The 15,161-nt window shown below is 68.6% G+C and carries 16 protein-coding genes; 7 read left to right on the forward strand and 9 right to left on the reverse strand.

The features are described 5' to 3' along the window. Nucleotides 1-30: 30 nt before the first annotated feature. Nucleotides 31-1,005 carry a TRAP transporter substrate-binding protein DctP gene (gene dctP, locus LJ725_RS25645; protein WP_230553801.1) on the reverse strand — a complete coding sequence of 325 codons (975 nt, stop codon included), beginning with the start codon at nt 1,003-1,005 and terminating at the stop codon, nt 31-33. A gap of 177 nt (nt 1,006-1,182) precedes the next feature. Between dctP and LJ725_RS25650 the strand changes: the two genes are divergently transcribed. Then, nucleotides 1,183-1,482, forward strand: coding sequence for a PRC-barrel domain containing protein (locus LJ725_RS25650; protein ID WP_230553802.1), 300 nt, complete (start codon nt 1,183-1,185; stop codon nt 1,480-1,482). Between the two features lie 203 nt (nt 1,483-1,685). Beyond that, a complete protein-coding gene (locus tag LJ725_RS25655; protein WP_230553803.1) occupies nt 1,686-2,090 on the forward strand; it encodes a response regulator in 405 nt (134 codons plus the stop codon). A 10-nt stretch (nt 2,091-2,100) separates the two neighbouring features. Here LJ725_RS25655 and LJ725_RS25660 read toward each other — a convergent pair whose 3' ends face one another. The 5 genes from LJ725_RS25660 to LJ725_RS25680 all read right to left on the reverse strand — a co-directional run bounded on the left by LJ725_RS25660 (nt 2,101) and on the right by LJ725_RS25680 (nt 5,223). Beyond that, on the reverse strand, nt 2,101-3,204 hold the full coding sequence (locus LJ725_RS25660; RefSeq protein WP_230553804.1) for a PIG-L family deacetylase: 1,104 nt from the start codon (nt 3,202-3,204) through the stop codon (nt 2,101-2,103). A gap of 223 nt (nt 3,205-3,427) precedes the next feature. Then, a complete protein-coding gene (locus LJ725_RS25665; protein ID WP_230553805.1) occupies nt 3,428-3,958 on the reverse strand; it encodes a response regulator in 531 nt (176 codons plus the stop codon). A gap of 159 nt (nt 3,959-4,117) precedes the next feature. Next, on the reverse strand, nt 4,118-4,564 hold the full coding sequence (locus LJ725_RS25670) for an Hsp20 family protein (RefSeq protein WP_230553806.1): 447 nt from the start codon (nt 4,562-4,564) through the stop codon (nt 4,118-4,120). Between the two features lie 195 nt (nt 4,565-4,759). Next, a complete protein-coding gene (locus LJ725_RS25675) occupies nt 4,760-4,951 on the reverse strand; it encodes a hypothetical protein (protein WP_230553807.1) in 192 nt (63 codons plus the stop codon). Continuing rightward, nucleotides 4,948-5,223, reverse strand: a complete 276-nt coding sequence (locus tag LJ725_RS25680; RefSeq protein ID WP_230553808.1) for a hypothetical protein — start codon at nt 5,221-5,223, stop codon at nt 4,948-4,950. Before LJ725_RS25680 ends, LJ725_RS25675 begins: the two co-directional genes overlap by 4 nt. Nucleotides 5,224-5,665: 442 nt before the next feature. Between LJ725_RS25680 and LJ725_RS25685 the strand changes: the two genes are divergently transcribed. After that, nucleotides 5,666-6,217, forward strand: a complete 552-nt coding sequence (locus LJ725_RS25685) for a hypothetical protein (RefSeq protein ID WP_230553809.1) — start codon at nt 5,666-5,668, stop codon at nt 6,215-6,217. Between the two features lie 114 nt (nt 6,218-6,331). Next, nucleotides 6,332-6,514: a hypothetical protein gene (locus LJ725_RS25690; RefSeq protein ID WP_230553810.1), complete on the forward strand. Its 183-nt coding sequence runs from the start codon at nt 6,332-6,334 to the stop codon at nt 6,512-6,514. Nucleotides 6,515-6,574: 60 nt separating this feature from the next. Here the strand turns inward: LJ725_RS25690 and LJ725_RS25695 are convergent, their stop codons facing one another. Then, nucleotides 6,575-7,501, reverse strand: coding sequence for a LysR family transcriptional regulator (locus tag LJ725_RS25695; protein WP_230553811.1), 927 nt, complete (start codon nt 7,499-7,501; stop codon nt 6,575-6,577). A 118-nt stretch (nt 7,502-7,619) separates the two neighbouring features. Between LJ725_RS25695 and LJ725_RS25700 the strand changes: the two genes are divergently transcribed. Both LJ725_RS25700 and LJ725_RS25705 read left to right on the forward strand, forming a co-directional pair. Then, a complete protein-coding gene (locus tag LJ725_RS25700) occupies nt 7,620-9,209 on the forward strand; it encodes an NADH-quinone oxidoreductase subunit L (protein ID WP_408015774.1) in 1,590 nt (529 codons plus the stop codon). Nucleotides 9,210-9,246: 37 nt separating this feature from the next. After that, on the forward strand, nt 9,247-11,754 hold the full coding sequence (locus tag LJ725_RS25705; RefSeq protein WP_230553812.1) for a YbcC family protein: 2,508 nt from the start codon (nt 9,247-9,249) through the stop codon (nt 11,752-11,754). 305 nt (nt 11,755-12,059) lie between these two features. Here the strand turns inward: LJ725_RS25705 and LJ725_RS25710 are convergent, their stop codons facing one another. Together LJ725_RS25710 and LJ725_RS25715 are read right to left on the reverse strand one after the other, a co-directional pair. Further along, nucleotides 12,060-12,722 (reverse strand): DUF3800 domain-containing protein, encoded by a 663-nt coding sequence (locus LJ725_RS25710; RefSeq protein WP_230553813.1) that lies wholly within the window; start codon nt 12,720-12,722, stop codon nt 12,060-12,062. A gap of 132 nt (nt 12,723-12,854) precedes the next feature. Continuing rightward, the gene (locus LJ725_RS25715; RefSeq protein WP_230553814.1) at nt 12,855-13,607 is read right to left on the reverse strand and encodes a hypothetical protein; all 753 of its coding nucleotides are present in this window, start codon (nt 13,605-13,607) and stop codon (nt 12,855-12,857) included. A gap of 920 nt (nt 13,608-14,527) precedes the next feature. Here LJ725_RS25715 and LJ725_RS25720 point away from each other — a divergent pair. Then, complete coding sequence (locus LJ725_RS25720) at nt 14,528-15,160, forward strand: cell envelope biogenesis protein TolA (RefSeq protein ID WP_230553815.1); 633 nt, start codon at nt 14,528-14,530, stop codon at nt 15,158-15,160. Nucleotide 15,161: the final 1 nt, after the last annotated feature.

Below are 15,161 nucleotides of genomic sequence, written 5' to 3' on the forward strand. Positions count from 1 at the left end.
TGATTCTCCGGCTCCGCCGGTCCCCGTCCCCTACTTCGCCGGCCCGGGGTCCGCAGCGTCGGCGAGGCGACGCAGCCACGCGATCTGCGCGGGATCGCGGACGACCAGCGAATAAAGCGGCGCAAAGGCGCGCTTGAACGACTGGCGATCGAAGCCGAGCGACAGCTTGGCGCCCGTCTGGAGCACCCGCGCCTCGGCCTCCGCCTCGTGGCGTGCCATCAGCGCACGCTGCGCCGCCTGCGACTGGCGCGCGGCATCGCGCAGCAGGTCCTGGTCCTGCGGGGACAGCGACCGCCATGCACCGAGCGACATGACGAGGATCGACGGCGGCTCGATGTGCCGGCTGACCGTGAACCAGGGTGCGAGTGTCCAGTGATTGGCGGTCAGGTAGTCGGGCAGACTTCCCTCGGCCACGTCGACGGCGCCCGTCGCCAGCAGCGTGGGCAGCGCCGGCGAAGGCGCGATGACGGGCTCCACGCCCATCCGCCGGAACATCGCCTCCGACGTGTCGCCCTTCTGGAAGCGCATGCGTTTGCCCTTGAGATCGCCCGGGCCGAGCACGAAGCCGGTGCGGGCAAAGAACGAGTAGGCCCCGCTATCGTACAAGCCGAGACCGACCAGGCCCGCGGACTCGAGAGAGGCGAACAGCGCCTGACCGTAGGCGCCGTCGAGCACCTGCCACTTCTGGGCCCGGGATTCGAACATGAAGGGAAGCGTCGAGATGACGCTGAGCGGCACCACGCCATTCAACGCATTGAGGCTCACCCGCGCCATGTCGAGACGGCCGAGCCGCATCTGCGCCACCATGAAGCTTTCCGAATGGGTGGTTCCCGATGTGATGTCGATCGAAAGCCGGCCGCCGGTACGCTCGCGCAGGACCCGGTCCAGGGCATCGATCCCCTGCACGGTCGGGTGATCGGGAAGATTGCTGTCGGCTGCGTGGAATACCTGGGCGAAGGCCGCCGCCGGCAGGAGTACCAGGATAAGGGCGAGAAGCAGCCTCATGACCCGAACGCCTCAGCGTCGACACGCGGGGCGAGAACGCGCCGCCCGATGCAGAGCGGTACCCTATTCCTCCTCTGTCGGCGTGCCAAGCATCCGGCAGAAGCTTCGGGCAAATCCGGGAACGACGGCCTGCGGGGCTGGTTGGGAGAGCGGACACTCGAAGAAAGGAACAGGCTTATGGATCACAGCAGGCATGTACGTCTGACGCCGGGCGAACTCACGCCGGACAACCTCGCCGACGCGACGATCTACGGTCCGGGCGACGAGAAGATCGGCAGCGTCGGCCATGTTCATGGAACCGGCCCGTCTGCACTGGTCGTGATCGACGTCGGTGGATTCCTCGGGCTGGGGGCGAAGCCGGTCGGTGTTCCACTCACAGGCCTCGACTTCATGCGCGACGAAGCCGGGACAGTGCACGCGGTAACTGGGTGGACGAAGGCCGAGCTGAAGAAGATGCCCGAACATGTCGAACGATGAAGATCGGGCGGGGGATTGCCGTCGCCGGCCGGCAATCCCTGTCGCTATCGATCGTCAGTGATCAGGACCGCGCCGTCGATGTCGATCCCGTCGCACTCTCCATAGGTGCGGGAACAAACATAGCGTCGTTTCGTTGAGCTCAGGTGGGCGAGCCCCGCGGGGTGTCCGGATTTTCCGGAGCATCGGCTTCGGGAGTATGGATAATGGAGAAGACGTCGGTCCTCGTGCTGATCGCCGAGGATGAGGCCGAGATTCGCAATATCCTGCAGGACACATTCGAGGAGGGCGGGTTCGACGTCTTCCTCGTTGCCACCGGCGAAGAAGCCATTTCGGCCCTCGACGACCAGGGCGAGAACCTCCGTGCCGTCGTCACCGACATCATGCTGGGCGGCGACGTCACCGGCTGGGACGTCGCGCGGCACGCGCGACAGCTGCGGCCCGAGATGCCGGTCGTCTACATGACCGGGACCGAAGGCGTCGATTGGTCTGCGCTCGGCGTGCCCAACTCCATCCTGATCACCAAGCCGTTCGCGCCCTCGCAGGTGCTGACGGCGGTGTCCCAGCTGCTCAACGCCGCCAGCACGCCGGGCACACCGCCCGCGACCTGACGGCGCTCGCCTAGGCCTGCTTGCGCAGCGACACGCGCCCGAGGCCGGCCTTGTCGAACGCCCGGCCATCCTCGCTGTCGCTCTGGCGCACGACGCGCAACGGCTCGGCGAGGATCTGGCCGGCGAAGCGGCCCCAGTAGCGCGCCGTCGAGACGATGGCATCCGGCTCCAGCGCCGCCATGCGCTCGGTCTGGCTGCCGTAGACGTCGATCGCCTGCAGCTTGGCGCCGATGAAGTCGGTGATGTCGACGAAGCGCTGCGGCTTGAAGTCGACCGTGGCGGACGGCGACTGATAGCAATAGACGTTCGGCACGTCGTGCGCCGCCACCAGAGTCGCGGCATGGACCGCGCGATGGTCCTGATGCGTGTCCTCGTTGCAGTGGGTATAGACGTGGGTCGGCTGCATCTGGCGGATGACCTCCTCGATCAGCGCGACCGTCTCGCGCCCGTCGGTGATCCGGGTGTCCACCAGCGTGCCCATGTGCAGTTCCGCGCCCAGCAGCGAGGCGGCGTGCCGCGCCTCGACAGTGCGCACATTGATGTCGCCGCCGGCCGAGCCGCGCGACAGCGTGAGGATGTGCAACAGGTCGCCCGCGGCATGGTGCTTGGCCAGCGCCCCGCCGCAGCCGATCTCGACGTCGTCGGGATGCGCGCCGATCGCCAGCACCCGCTTCTGCTGGCGCTTGCGGCGGGCGGAGACGGCAAAGGCCAGCAGCATGACCTGCTCGACGAACTCCTCGCGCGAGAGCGGCCGGAACAGCAGCCCGTCGATCTGGCACTTCACGATCTGACGCATGAAGGACGGGCTCTGGTCGTCGCTCACCACCAGGGTGGCGACCCAGCGGTGACGATCCTTGATCTCCTTGAGCAGCGCGAAGCCGCCCGTCACCGCGGCATCGACGACCACCAGATCGAAGCGCTCGGACGCGACCAAGGCACTGGCCGCCGCGGCGGTGGCGGCATACTTCAGCTTGGCGGTCAGCACCGTCTGCAACGCCTGCCGCGCCTTCTCGAGCGAGGTCTCGTCGCCATCGACGATCAGGATGCGCAGCCGCTTGGGAGCAGGCCGCGTCACGCGGCTGAGAGAAGGTGCATCGGTGTTCGATGTCGACATGCAATCACGCGCGCCGGAGGGAGGACACGGCGGAACCTAGACGCTCGGCATTGCGAGGGCGAGCGCTCACGGGCGCGGTAGCGGAGTATTTTCGAGTCGGCGGCAAACGCCGGCCGTTGCCGGCCGCCGACTGCAATTATCCAGGCCTCAAGGGAGCCTCGGCGCGCTCTCTTCCAGCCGAAACCCGCGCCCGCGGGTGGGTCCGGCGGGCGCGGGGCACGTGTCAGAGCGGCGGGAAGAGACGCGGCCACCGGGCGGCCGGCACCGGCATCGCTGCGGGATCGCCGTCGATCATCTGTTCGACCGTGTCGATCAGCGCCTGGGGCGAGACCGGCCGCGTAACCTGCGGACGGAGCGCATGCTCGCGCGGCAGTTCGGTCCCCTCGCCGACGATGAAGGCGAACGGCACCTCCTCGGCGGCCAGCCAGTCGGCGACGGCGAACGGCATGGCAGCGCGGCTGTCCGCGTCGATCACGGCCGCGTCGAGCAGGCCGCGCCGCACCAGCCGCTCGACCTCGCCCTGGCTGCCGGCGGGACCGACGATGCGATAGCCGGCGTCGCGCAGCGCCTTCTGGAGATCCAGGGCGACCGGGATCTCGTCCTCGACGATCAGCACCCGGCCGCGCGGCGGCTGGTCGATCGTGAGCGTCTTGGCGAACGGGGCCGGAAGAACGGGGGCGTGATGGACCGATGCCGTCGAGGGCACCTGGTCGGGCGAATAATCGGGCCGGTAGGCTGCCGACCTCGCGATCATGACGAACCTCCTTTCGACAATCGACAATGAGTGTAGCGACGATGAGTGTGGGCGACCGGGTGTCCGGCGAAGCACCGCGGTCCGGAGGAGGCGACCGTCGCGTCGGCGCGACGGACGCCCCTCCCCCAACGTGGGCCTTCGCCCTTGTCTACGCCTGGCCTACTGCTTGGTAATGCGCGGCGCGGAGCCGGTCTCGATTCGGATCGCGCGCGCCTTCTTCTCCTCGGGGATCTCGCGGCGCAGCTCGATGGTCAGCAGACCGTTCGCGAGGCCCGCGCCCACCACCTTGACGTGGTCGGCGAGCTGGAAGCGGCGCTCGAACTCGCGCGCAGCGATGCCGCGATAGAGATACTGCTTCTCCTCCGCGCCTGGCTGGGCCTTGCCGGTCACCAGAAGCTCGTCTTCCTTCTGGGTGATGTTGAGTTCGGCCTCGCCGAAGCCCGCGACCGCCATGACGATGCGGTAGCTGTCGTCACCCGCCTTCTCGATATTGTAGGGCGGATAGCCCTGCGAGCCCTGGCTGACCGCCGAATCGAGCATGTGGAACACCCGGTCGAAGCCGACCGTGTCGCGGTAAAAGGGCGAGAAATCGAAAGTCGTGCGCATGTTCATCCTCCACTCCTGAGCGATGGGTTTGCGAAGCGGTCCCCCGCAGGGCGACCGCCGGGCGGCACGCTTTCAGCGCCGCCGAAAAACGATCTAGGCGAACCTCAAAGGGCTTCAAGCTGGCGGCCGCAAAAAATTTATCCACGCCCGCCGGGTGATGGCAGCGCCCAAGGAGCGACGCTCAGCGGCCCGTTTTCACCCGGGGCTGCCGCTCTCCCAGGCGATGGCGCGGCGGACGCCCTGGGCCATCGCCTCGGGACCCGAGCCGAAGGTCTCGGTCGACCGCTCGACCTCGACGGCATCGTCGCGGCGCAGCACCCGCCAGCCGAACGGCCGGTCGCCGCGGCCGCGCGTCACGTCGAGCCGGTAGCGGGTCGCCGCGATCATGCCTCGCGCGGCCCCATGCGGCGGATCCGCTCGATCTCGGCCTGGAAGCTGCCGGGCGCGCGCTCCGCGCCGACCGGCTTGGCCAGGGTCTCGAAATGGGCGCGGCCGCTGGCGGTCAGGCAGGGTCCATCCTTGCCGTCGGTGACGAGGCGCAGGCCGCGCAGCCGCACCATGTCCTCGCGCCGCAGCGTGCGCTCGGGCGATTCGCCGAAGGCGACGCGGCGCAGCGTAACTTCCTCGCTGGCTTCCAGGATGATGGGTTTGACGGTCATGGCGGTCCCTCCTCGGGCGACGCGTCCGCGGCCGGGAGGCGCGCGCCGGTTTGCGCGAGCGGACGCGCCAGTGCGGAAGACCCTAGGGCTTTGCGCCGGGCGCGGCAAACGCGCCCATTACCGTCCCCCGGTGCTGTGGCACGGCGGCCACAGGCCCAGCGCATCCGGCCGCGCCCGCGCAGCGGCGTGGCAACGCGGCGGAGTCTGCGTCGTTCACGACGAAGCGATTGGCACAGCAATACGATTGAGGATCTACCGGCCATGGACGACAGCTCGCGCCAGCTTCTCTTCGGGACGTTCGCCTATCTCCTGGTGATCGCCGGTCTGATCGGCACGCTGGGCGCGGCGTTCGGCAGCTGACGCAACCGGCACGCGAGCACGCGGCGAACCTCTCGACAATCCGGCGAACGGCGGTCTAACGTCCCGGCACCGGAACTAGACCATGCCACTCGCAAGACGCACTTTCGCCGGCGTGGGGTTCGCAGCCCTTGCGCCCCTCTTCACGCCTGGCGCCGTCCGCGCCCAACCCGCGCCGATGGAACGCGTGACCGGCGACGACGGTCGCTACTCGATCGACCTGCCGCGGGGATACACCACGAAGACCTCGCCGCGGCCCGACGGCGGCACCATGCTGCAGTACAGCTACATGTGGAAGGACGCGGTCGGCCAGTTCAACGTGATCAGCTTGGCGGTCGTGGATCCACCGCCCGGCTCGACGAAGCAGATCGACATGCGCGAGGCACAGCGTGCCCTGGCGGCGCGATATCCCAACTCCTTCCTTGCCGATAGCCGTGACGTGCGGAGCGGGCCGGCGCAGGGCGTCGCCTTCTCCATGACCGTCAATTCCAATCGCGGTTACGGCCCGCACACGATCGCGATGCGCGTCTACGCGATGGGGGGCCGGCTCTACGAAATGCTGGCCGCGACCCGCGTCGAGGACCGCGACGATCTCACCGTGACCGCCTTCATGGACTCGCTGCGCATCCTGCGCTGAGGCGCGGCGTCGTGTGCGTAACCGGACACAACCGCCTGACCCTGCTCCTTGCGGTTGATCTTGCGACGAAGCGGGCGGCGTAATGCGACTGCATTCCTGCCGAGGGGGCACGACATGCAGGACTTCGTCCGTCAGAAGAACATCGAGAACCTCCGCAAGCAGCTTGCCGGTGAGCAGCTCGACGCAGCGCAACGGCGCTTCGCGGAACGGATGCTGGCCGAGGAGCTCGCGAAGCGCGACTCGCCCTGTATCCCGCGCTTCAAGGAACGGGACGATCGCGGCGGTTCCGCGCCCTGAGGGCCGCGATCAAAATGAGGTGGGCGGCCGCTCGACCAGGAGAGGAATGACCGGGCCGCCTCAGCCTGTCGGTGACCGTCGCGCCTTCGTGGGCTTCGGCGCGCCGGAACGGCCGGCGTTCAGCACGTCGACCAGCAGTTGGTTGGGGAAGCGGCGCTTCATCACGATGGCGTAGAAATTTTCCGTGACGCCGGCGATGCGGCAATGCTCGACGAGGACTCGCGATTTCAGCTCGTCGCGCACGACGATCGGCGGCACCAGCGTCACGCCTTCGCGCTCGCGGGCCAGCAGACGCAGCATCGCCATGTCGTCGACTTCCGCCAGGATCACGGGGCGGATGCCGGCGCGTTCGAGGATGCGATCGAAGGCCACGCGGATGTCGCTGTCGAGACTGGGCAGGAGCAATGGCTCGGTGTGCAGGTCGTCGGGGAAGCGGAAGCGGCGCGCCGACTTCGGGCGCGGGCGGCCGACCAGGCTGACCGGCTGCTCGGCCAGCAGATGGTTGCGCAGCAACGAACGCGCATCGCGCGGCGCGGCGCTGTTGGCCAGCACCACGTCGATCTCGTGCGCCTCCAGTTGCGCCAGCAGGTCGCGCATCGTACCCGATCGCACGATCAGCTCGACGTCGGGCCGGCCGACCAGCGGCCGCAGGAACTCGAGCTGGAAGTTGCGCGAGAGCGTCGTGAGCGCGCCGACCCGCAGCACCGGGCGGCTGGCCGCCGGCTGGCCGCGCAGCGTGCTGAGCAGTTCCTCGCCCTGTTCGAACACCGTGTCGGCGAAGTCGAGCGCGATCTGGCCGGCCTCGGTCAGCACCAGCCGGCGGCCGACGCGATCGAACAGCGGATGGCCCATCTGGCGCTCGAGCTTCTGGATCTGCGCCGAAAGCGCCGATTGCGACAGGTTCAGCCGCTCCGCCGCGCGCGTGAGATTGCCCTCGTGGGCGACCACCCAGAAGTAGCGCAGGTGGTTGAAGTTGAGGTCCCGCATATCGTTCACTTAAAGCGAACGATAACGACGGAACAATGAATTTTTCAGGAGCCGCCCGCGGCCCTACCTAGAGCGCCGACAGATCCACACCCCGCTCCGCGCCTCGAAGGGACCGACCGTGCCGCCCGCCTTCCCGCTCCTGCCCCTCCCCGTCCTGCTGATCCTGCTGCCGCTGTTCGTGCCGCTGCTGGCCGTCGCGTGCCTGGGCTTCGCGCAGGGCGGGCGCCGCCGGCCGCCGCACCTGCCGCGCCTCGCGGAGGTCGCGGCGCTGCTGGCGCTGGCGGCCGCGCTGGCGCTGACGGTGGCGCTGATCGTGCTCGGCCCCGGCCGGCTCGGCCCCTCGATGCGGCTCGATGCGCTGAGCGCCATCATGCTGCTGCTGGTGACGTTCGTCGGCTGGATCGTCGTGCGCTTCGCCGGCACCTATCTCGACGGCGAGGCGCGGCAGGGCCCGTTCACCGGCTGGCTGTGCCTGACGCTGGCCGCCGTGCTGTGCCTGGTCGCGGCGAACCATCTAGTGCAACTGGTCGCGGCGTGGATCGCCACCAGCCTGCTGCTGCACCGGCTGCTGCTGTTCTATCCCGAGCGGCCGGCGGCGCAGCGGGCGGCGCGCAAGAAGTTCGTGACCGCGCGGCTGGGCGACGTGGCGCTGGGTGCCGCCGCGCTGCTGCTGGCGCTGGCCTACGGCACCGGTGACATCGGCTCGATCCTGGCGGCGGCCCGGCAGGGCGACGGCGGCGGGCTCGCCGTGGCGGCGGCCTGCCTGCTCGCGCTCGCGGCGCTGCTGAAGTCGGCGCAGTTCCCCAGCCACGGCTGGCTGACCGAGGTGATGGAGACGCCGACGCCGGTCTCCGCGCTGCTGCATGCCGGCGTGATCAATGCCGGCGGCTTCCTGCTGATCCGCTTCGCCGACGTGATGCTGCTGGCGCCCGGCGCGCTCGCCGTGCTGGTCGTCGTCGGTGGCTTCACCGCCCTGTTCGGCAGCCTGGTGATGCTGACCCAGCCCGCGGTGAAGACCTCGCTCGCCTGGTCCACCGTGGCGCAGATGGGCTTCATGATCCTGCAATGCGGCCTGGCGCTGTTCCCGCTCGCGCTGCTGCACATCGTGGCGCACTCGCTCTACAAGGCGCACGCCTTCCTGGCCGCGGGCGGGGCGGTCGAGCGGGTCGCGGCGATCCGGCGGCCGGGCCCCGTGGCGGTGCCCGACGCCGCCGCCGTGGCGCGGGCCTTCGGGGCCGCCCTCGCGATCTACGTGGTGGTGGGTCTGGCCTTCGGCCTCACCCACAAGTCGCCGCAGGCCGCGGTGCTGGGCGCCATCCTGATCTTCGGCGTGGCCTACATGCTGGCGCAGGGCTTCGCCGACGCCGCCCCGCGCGCGCTGACGCGGCGCACCGCGGTCTATGCGCTCGCGACCTCGTTCGGCTACTTCGCGCTGCACGCGGCCGCGGTGTTCGTCACCCAGGGCGTGCTGCCGGTCACGCCCGCGCCGGGGCCGCTCGAAGCGGGGCTGCTGGTGCTGGCGGTCGCGAGCTTCGGCCTGGTGGCCATCGTGCAGGCGATGTTCCCGCTGTGGGCCTACCACCCCGCCGCCGCCGGCCTGCGCGTCCATCTCTCCAACGGCTTCTACGCCAGCGCGCTGTTCGACCGGATCATCGGCGCCTGGCGCACCGATCGCCCGCCAACCGGCAGCACGCCCTCCCGGACCTGACGCCCGCACCGCAGCCCCCACACCCGGAGTTCACGCCATGTCGACCGCCACCCTGCCCCTTGCCACCGACGCTCCCCTGCCGGCTCCCGCCAACGGCAACGACAACGCATTCGAGCGCATCGCAACGGCAGCCGATCGCGCGGCGCTGGCGATCCCGCCGGCCTGGCCGCTCGCCTCGAGCGTCGCGGTCAATCCGTTCCTCGGCCAGAGCGGCGAGGATCTCGCCACCGCCGGCGCGCGGCTCGCGCGGGTGGCCGGCGCCGCCGTCACTCCGCCGCGGGCAACGTATCGCGCGAAGATCGCCGCCGGCGCGATCACCGAGGCCGATCTCCTCGCGGCCTGGTCGAACGCACCGCCGGACCTCCGGCCGACCGACCTCGCCGCGTTGAAGCAGGCGGTCGAGCACGACGTGCCGCCGCCGGTCGCGCTGCCGACCGTCGCCGATCTCGCGGCCGGGGTGTCGGGCATCGACTGGCCGGGCCTGATCGCCGAACGGCTGGGCGCCTGGGCGGCCGGCCATTTCGACGAGGGCCAGGCGCTGTGGGCCGCGCCGCGCAATGCGCGGGGCGCCTATGCCGCGTGGCGCGCGGTGGCCACGCACGACCTGTCGCCCGAGATCGCGGGCCTGCCGGGCTTCGCGCTGCACGTCTCGGAAGTGCCGGTCAATCCGCTGCGGCTGATCGCGCGGGCAAGCGAACGGCTCGGCCTCGCCGACGCCGCACTCGAAACCTACTTCCACCGGCTGCTGATGAGCCTCGGCGGCTGGGCCCAGTATGCGCGCTACAAGCGGTGGCAGGCCGAGCTGGCCGGCGGCAGCGATGCCACGACGACCGACCTGCTGGCGATCCGGCTGGTCTGGGAGGAAGCGCTGTTTGCGCGGTACGCCCCGGCGATCGCGGCGCGCTGGGCGGAGACCGTCGCGGCCCATGCCGCGCCGGTCGCGCCTTCCGCCGACCTGGTGATCGACTCGATCCTGCAGGAAGCGGCCGAACGGGCCGCGCAGCGCGCGCTGGCCGCGACCTTGGCCGCGCCCGCGCCGGCATCCTCCACTTCGCCCGATGCGCGGCCGTCGCTGCAGGCGGCGTTCTGCATCGACGTGCGCTCCGAACCGTTCCGGCGCGCGCTGGAGAGTCTCGATCCGGGCATCCGCACGCTTGGCTTCGCGGGCTTCTTCGGCGTCGCCACCGCGCATCGGCGCTTCGCCTCCGACGTCGAGGAACTGCGGCTGCCGGTGCTGCTGACGCCGGCGCTTCATTCCGCCGCCGGCAGCGATGCCGACGCAGAAGCCGACCGCTCGGCGCGCATCGCCGCGCGGGCCAAGCGGGCCTGGGGCCGCTTCAAGCTCGCCGCCGTCTCCTCCTTCGCCTTCGTCGAGGCGACGGGACCGCTGCATGTCGGGCGGATCCTGAGCGATTCGCTCGGCCGCGTCGGCGCGACGCCCGAAGAACCCGCCCCGCGCCTCGTGCCCGCGCAACCGCACGGTCACGATCACGGGCACGATCACGGGCACGATCATGGGCATGCCCACGACGACGGGCAGCCGCCCGACCTCGCGGCGCGCATCGACGCGGCGGAGAAGATCCTGGGCGCGATGTCGCTCGCGCCGCCCTTCGCGCGGCTGGTCGTGCTGGCGGGGCACGGGGCGCGGCTGGTCAACAATCCGCATGCCAGCGCCCTGCAATGCGGCGCCTGCGGCGGCTATTCCGGCGAAGTGAATGCGCGGCTGCTGGCCGCGCTGCTGAACGACCGCGGCGTGCGGTCGGGCCTCGCCGCGCGCGGCCGCGCGGTGCCCGACGACACGCTATTCGTCGGCGCGCTGCACGACACGACCGCGGACACCGTCACGTTGTACGACGATGCGCCGTCGGCGGCGCATCGCGCCGACATGGCGCAGGCGCGGGCCTGGTTCGAGGCGGCGGGCACGCTGACGCGGACCGAACGCGCGCTGCGGCTGCCGCGGGCCGGCAGCGCGGCGGCCGTCGCCCGGCGCGGCAACGACTGGTCCGAGACGCGGCCCGAATGGGGGCTGGCGGGCTGCAGCGCCTTCATCGCCGCGCCGCGGACGCGCACCGGCGGCCGCTCGCTGGCCGGCCGCGCCTTCCTGCACGACTACGACTGGCAGCAGGATGCGGGCTTCGGCGTGCTGGAGCTGATCCTCACCGCGCCGGTCGTCGTGGCGAGCTGGATCAGCCTGCAATACTACGGTTCGACCGTGGCGCCGGACGCGTTCGGCGGCGGCAACAAGCTGTTGCACAACGTCACCGGCGGCATTGGCGTGATCGAGGGCAATGGCGGGCTGCTGCGCGCCGGCCTGCCCTGGCAGTCGGTACATGACGGCGAGACCCCGGCGCACGAGCCGCTGCGCCTGTCGGTCTGCATCGAGGCGCCACGCGAGGCGATCGAGGGCGTTCTTGCGCGTCACGATGCGGTGCGCACGCTGTTCGACAAGGGCTGGCTGAACCTGTTCGCGCTGGACGACGACGGACACATGGCGTGGCGCTACGCCGCCGGCCTGCGCTGGACCGCGATGGACCCGTCCGTCTGACGGCGCGGCGATCGGCTGCACCGCAGCGGCTCCCCCAAGGCCAATGCAGGGCAATCGCATATGCCTCGAGATGCGGTGCTGAGTCCCTCCCTCGCGCTCGGGCTGAGGGAGCCGAGCGCGGCCGAAGTTGAAGCGGTCGTTTCGATTGCTGCTTGGCGACGGCACCTGCGGCGGAACGACTTATATATAGGCCGTGCAACCTGAATGAAACTCGTGCACTATCCCCATGCCGCCTTCACCTCGCGATAAGCCCCCTCGGGCGCTTCCTTAACTGGATAGCGTGGATTGTAGGCGGCACTTCATTTTCAGTAGTACTTCACCGTACCGTGCGACCACATATCCACTTCGTGGATTATGCGGTCCTTGATCAGGTCGTATGAGCGCGTGTCGCCCTTCTCCCATTTCCTCTGAAGCGCCCACGTGCAGTAATCCGCCGCTTGAAGACACGGGTCAGCGACGGACCTACAGAAGTTTGTCTGGAAGCGCCGATTGCCTCGGATAACTTGCTGCGCGACATCGTTCACCGCGCCTGAAAAGACAGCCTGTCCCTTGGCGGTGCCGACCGATGCTGTCGTGAACAGCACCTCGGTGGAATTGCCTAGGAACTTTGGCGCTGCGTACTGCAGATGGTAGTACCAACCATATTTGTAGAACCGACCGTTGGCGGAGCGGACTTGGGGCTGGGCTTTGGACTTCTCCATAATGGTGGCCTGTACTTGGAAGTCGTGCTTCTCCAAGAGCGCGAACACCTTGTCTCGCACGGCTTGTTTGTCTTCTGTGGCGTGGAAGTACTCGCCGACTGGGTCGTCATTCCAAATCAGCTCGCGTCGAAGATCCAGTAGCGCACCGCCGAGGCTTGAACACGAATGGCAAGTCATCGTGCAGACGATGAAATAGCGACTGGCACGCGGATTATTGCTAAAATTGAAGTCACCCGCTTCGTCGGCGAAGGCATAAAGACGGGACATGATGGAATCTCATAAAGCTGATGAACCAGAACAATCGCGCCGATTCCTCGAAAGCGTGAAAGCGGACCGGGCCGACAAAGGACGTACTGAAAGAGGCGGTTAAGAAGGTCGCCTCTCACAAGCGAGAGGCGCCTAGTCCAAAGCGCCCCCGCTAGGCTTGTCCTTGTAGATCAGCTTGAAACTGCCCTCCAAAAGTTGAAGCCACAGCTTCCGCTCGTCGTCAGGCCATACATCGCCGGCATTCGGCAAGCGCTTCAGTAGACCGGCAATAATGGGGTCGATCGGCGGAAGATCACCTCCGGCGCCTCCACCTTCTTCCTTCTTCGGCGTCTGGCGGACCTCTTGCTCGACGGCTGGGGCCCCGCCGATTCCAGGCTTGACCAGACGCCCCGACGCAGCGTCGATGAAGCCTGCATAAGTCGCCGACTTCATGAACGTCTGACGGGCACGCTCAGTCTGCTTCGGTGAGACGCCCAGTTGCTGCATTTGCCGTTCGATCGCTGCGGCGGGCGGCAGAACATTGCCCTTGAACTGGTCGTACATCACGCGGAACAGTTCCGCATTCAGGAAGGCAATAACGCGAGGCGCCGGAGTCCCAGTAATGATGTCCCGCCCAAGCTGTGTGAGCGTTGCGCGGCCCTGTGCGGTCTCGATCAACCCAAAGATGCGGGCGGCCCCAAGGCGAGTCCGAAAGGTTCCGCCCGTAGCAGTCTGCCCCATCCAAACCGCAAGCTCGTCCGCCTCACAGGATGAGCCGGCGCGGGTGTGGATCGTCTGCGCAAGTTCCACAGCGTTCTGCAAGTCAGTGTAAGGAAATTCGATCTCGGACCGGAAGCGCTTCGGCGTTTCGGCCGATGTCTCCGGGCTGTTGGCGGTGTCCGTCATTGGTCACTCCTGCCCACGGGAAGTCTGGGGCGAAGTATAGGTGGGCTTCGCTTGGCCATTTGTCAACTTTTTTCTTGTCTGACACGGATTTTCGTATTTCAACCGAAATCGGTGTAACGATCATGCTTTTACTGCGCTAGCGCGCAGACGCGGGCGTTGACGATAACAAGCGCCGCGATTACGCTATTGAATGTTGGAGGTCGACATGAAGACAAGGGTCGCCCCAGCCGGATCGCGCGCGTACGGCGCCGGCACGGGCTAATAGAAAGGCCGCCCGACCCGATTCCAGCGGGTGAGGCGGCCTAGCGTAGGCTACTGAAAGATCAGCGTTCCAACTGGGGCCGGTTATACACCGGCCCCTTTCTTTTGTGAATCTCTAGGCGGGTAGGGTCGCCGGCCTTTGTATCTACAACGAACCCACCCCAACCTCATGCTCAGGGCACTCCCCCTCGATTCCCCGGGGTAAACTCCAGAGCGCGTCTCGAGGCATGGGAACGAGCACCGCGTCGGTTGCCCATCATTCGAGACGCCGCGCAGGCGCGGCCCCTCAGGATGAGGTGGGTGTTGGATCCATCTGCATCGGAAGGACTTCAGGACCAACGATCAAAGGTCCCTCGCTCACGCTCGGGATGACAATTGGGTTGGTAATTGCGCAGTGCGCCGATCATACAAACGGTGTCATCGCGAGCGGGGTACCCGCCGTGGAGCGTTAAGTAAGGGCCCTTTGGGGTCCGGCGTTTCGAGCCAGCGACGCGGCGGACGAACGAGAGTTCTCTTTCCGAGTGCAACCTCTTGGCCGCGAGCGCGTTGAAGAGTGCGTGGCGCCCTTCTGATCCCCAAGGTTGCGCAACGCGTAACGGGCCCGCTCCTCCTCCCACACACCAGGAGCGGGCCCGAGTCGCGTCCGCCGGAGCGCCGCCATGCCCCGCAAGCTCAAGACCTTCGTGACGTCGGCCGGCTTCTTCGATCTCGCCGTCGCCGCGCCGTCCATGAAGGCCGCGCTGGCGGCGTGGGGCGCCGACAGCGATCTCTTCCATCAGGGGTTTGCCCGACAGACCGACGATGCCGCGATCATCGCGGCCACCCAGGCCAAGCCGGGTGTCGTCCTGCGCCGGCCCGTCGGCACCGCGCACGACTTCACCGAGACGGCGGAGATTTCCGAACGCGCTCTGGTCGGCGCTGCCGCTTCCTGCCCCAAGGCAAGGCGGGGGGCGAAGCGGGGAAAGCCGACGCGACGTGGCGACGGGGCCGCTCGCCAGCCCGCGGCCGCTCGCAAGGCGACCGGGCGCGCCGACGACGCGAAGCAGCAGGAGCGGCGGCTGGCGCGGCAGAAGCGCGAGGAACAGGCGCGCGTCCGGGAAGAGGAGCGCCGCGCGAAGGACGTTGCCGCCGCCGAGGCCGCGCTTGGGCACGCGAAGGCGGAGCATGAGCGCCGGGTGGCGGCGCTCGATCGGGAAAGGGCCTCACTCGACCGGCGGGCGAGCGCCGAGGAGAAGGACTGGGCCCGCGAGGCGGAGCGTCTGCGCGAGGCGCTGCGGCGGGCCCGCCGGTGAA

This window comes from Reyranella aquatilis, assembly GCF_020880995.1.
Taxonomy (GTDB): domain Bacteria; phylum Pseudomonadota; class Alphaproteobacteria; order Reyranellales; family Reyranellaceae; genus Reyranella; species Reyranella aquatilis.

What these genes read in the sequence shown, in the direction of transcription:
- LJ725_RS25660 (WP_230553804.1), bottom strand. Translation starts at nt 3,204, where the DNA reads ATGTCGACATCGAACACCGATGCACCTTCTCTCAGCCGCGTGACGCGG.
- LJ725_RS25705 (WP_230553812.1), top strand. Translation starts at nt 9,247, where the DNA reads ATGTCGACCGCCACCCTGCCCCTTGCCACCGACGCTCCCCTGCCGGCT.
- LJ725_RS25680 (WP_230553808.1), bottom strand. Translation starts at nt 5,223, where the DNA reads ATGACCGTCAAACCCATCATCCTGGAAGCCAGCGAGGAAGTTACGCTG.
- LJ725_RS25715 (WP_230553814.1), bottom strand. Translation starts at nt 13,607, where the DNA reads ATGACGGACACCGCCAACAGCCCGGAGACATCGGCCGAAACGCCGAAG.
- LJ725_RS25665 (WP_230553805.1), bottom strand. Translation starts at nt 3,958, where the DNA reads ATGATCGCGAGGTCGGCAGCCTACCGGCCCGATTATTCGCCCGACCAG.
- LJ725_RS25655 (WP_230553803.1), top strand. Translation starts at nt 1,686, where the DNA reads ATGGAGAAGACGTCGGTCCTCGTGCTGATCGCCGAGGATGAGGCCGAG.
- LJ725_RS25720 (WP_230553815.1), top strand. Translation starts at nt 14,528, where the DNA reads ATGCCCCGCAAGCTCAAGACCTTCGTGACGTCGGCCGGCTTCTTCGAT.
- LJ725_RS25675 (WP_230553807.1), bottom strand. Translation starts at nt 4,951, where the DNA reads ATGATCGCGGCGACCCGCTACCGGCTCGACGTGACGCGCGGCCGCGGC.
- LJ725_RS25670 (WP_230553806.1), bottom strand. Translation starts at nt 4,564, where the DNA reads ATGCGCACGACTTTCGATTTCTCGCCCTTTTACCGCGACACGGTCGGC.
- LJ725_RS25695 (WP_230553811.1), bottom strand. Translation starts at nt 7,501, where the DNA reads ATGCGGGACCTCAACTTCAACCACCTGCGCTACTTCTGGGTGGTCGCC.
- LJ725_RS25650 (WP_230553802.1), top strand. Translation starts at nt 1,183, where the DNA reads ATGGATCACAGCAGGCATGTACGTCTGACGCCGGGCGAACTCACGCCG.
- LJ725_RS25690 (WP_230553810.1), top strand. Translation starts at nt 6,332, where the DNA reads ATGCAGGACTTCGTCCGTCAGAAGAACATCGAGAACCTCCGCAAGCAG.
- LJ725_RS25710 (WP_230553813.1), bottom strand. Translation starts at nt 12,722, where the DNA reads ATGTCCCGTCTTTATGCCTTCGCCGACGAAGCGGGTGACTTCAATTTT.
- dctP (WP_230553801.1), bottom strand. Translation starts at nt 1,005, where the DNA reads ATGAGGCTGCTTCTCGCCCTTATCCTGGTACTCCTGCCGGCGGCGGCC.
- LJ725_RS25685 (WP_230553809.1), top strand. Translation starts at nt 5,666, where the DNA reads ATGCCACTCGCAAGACGCACTTTCGCCGGCGTGGGGTTCGCAGCCCTT.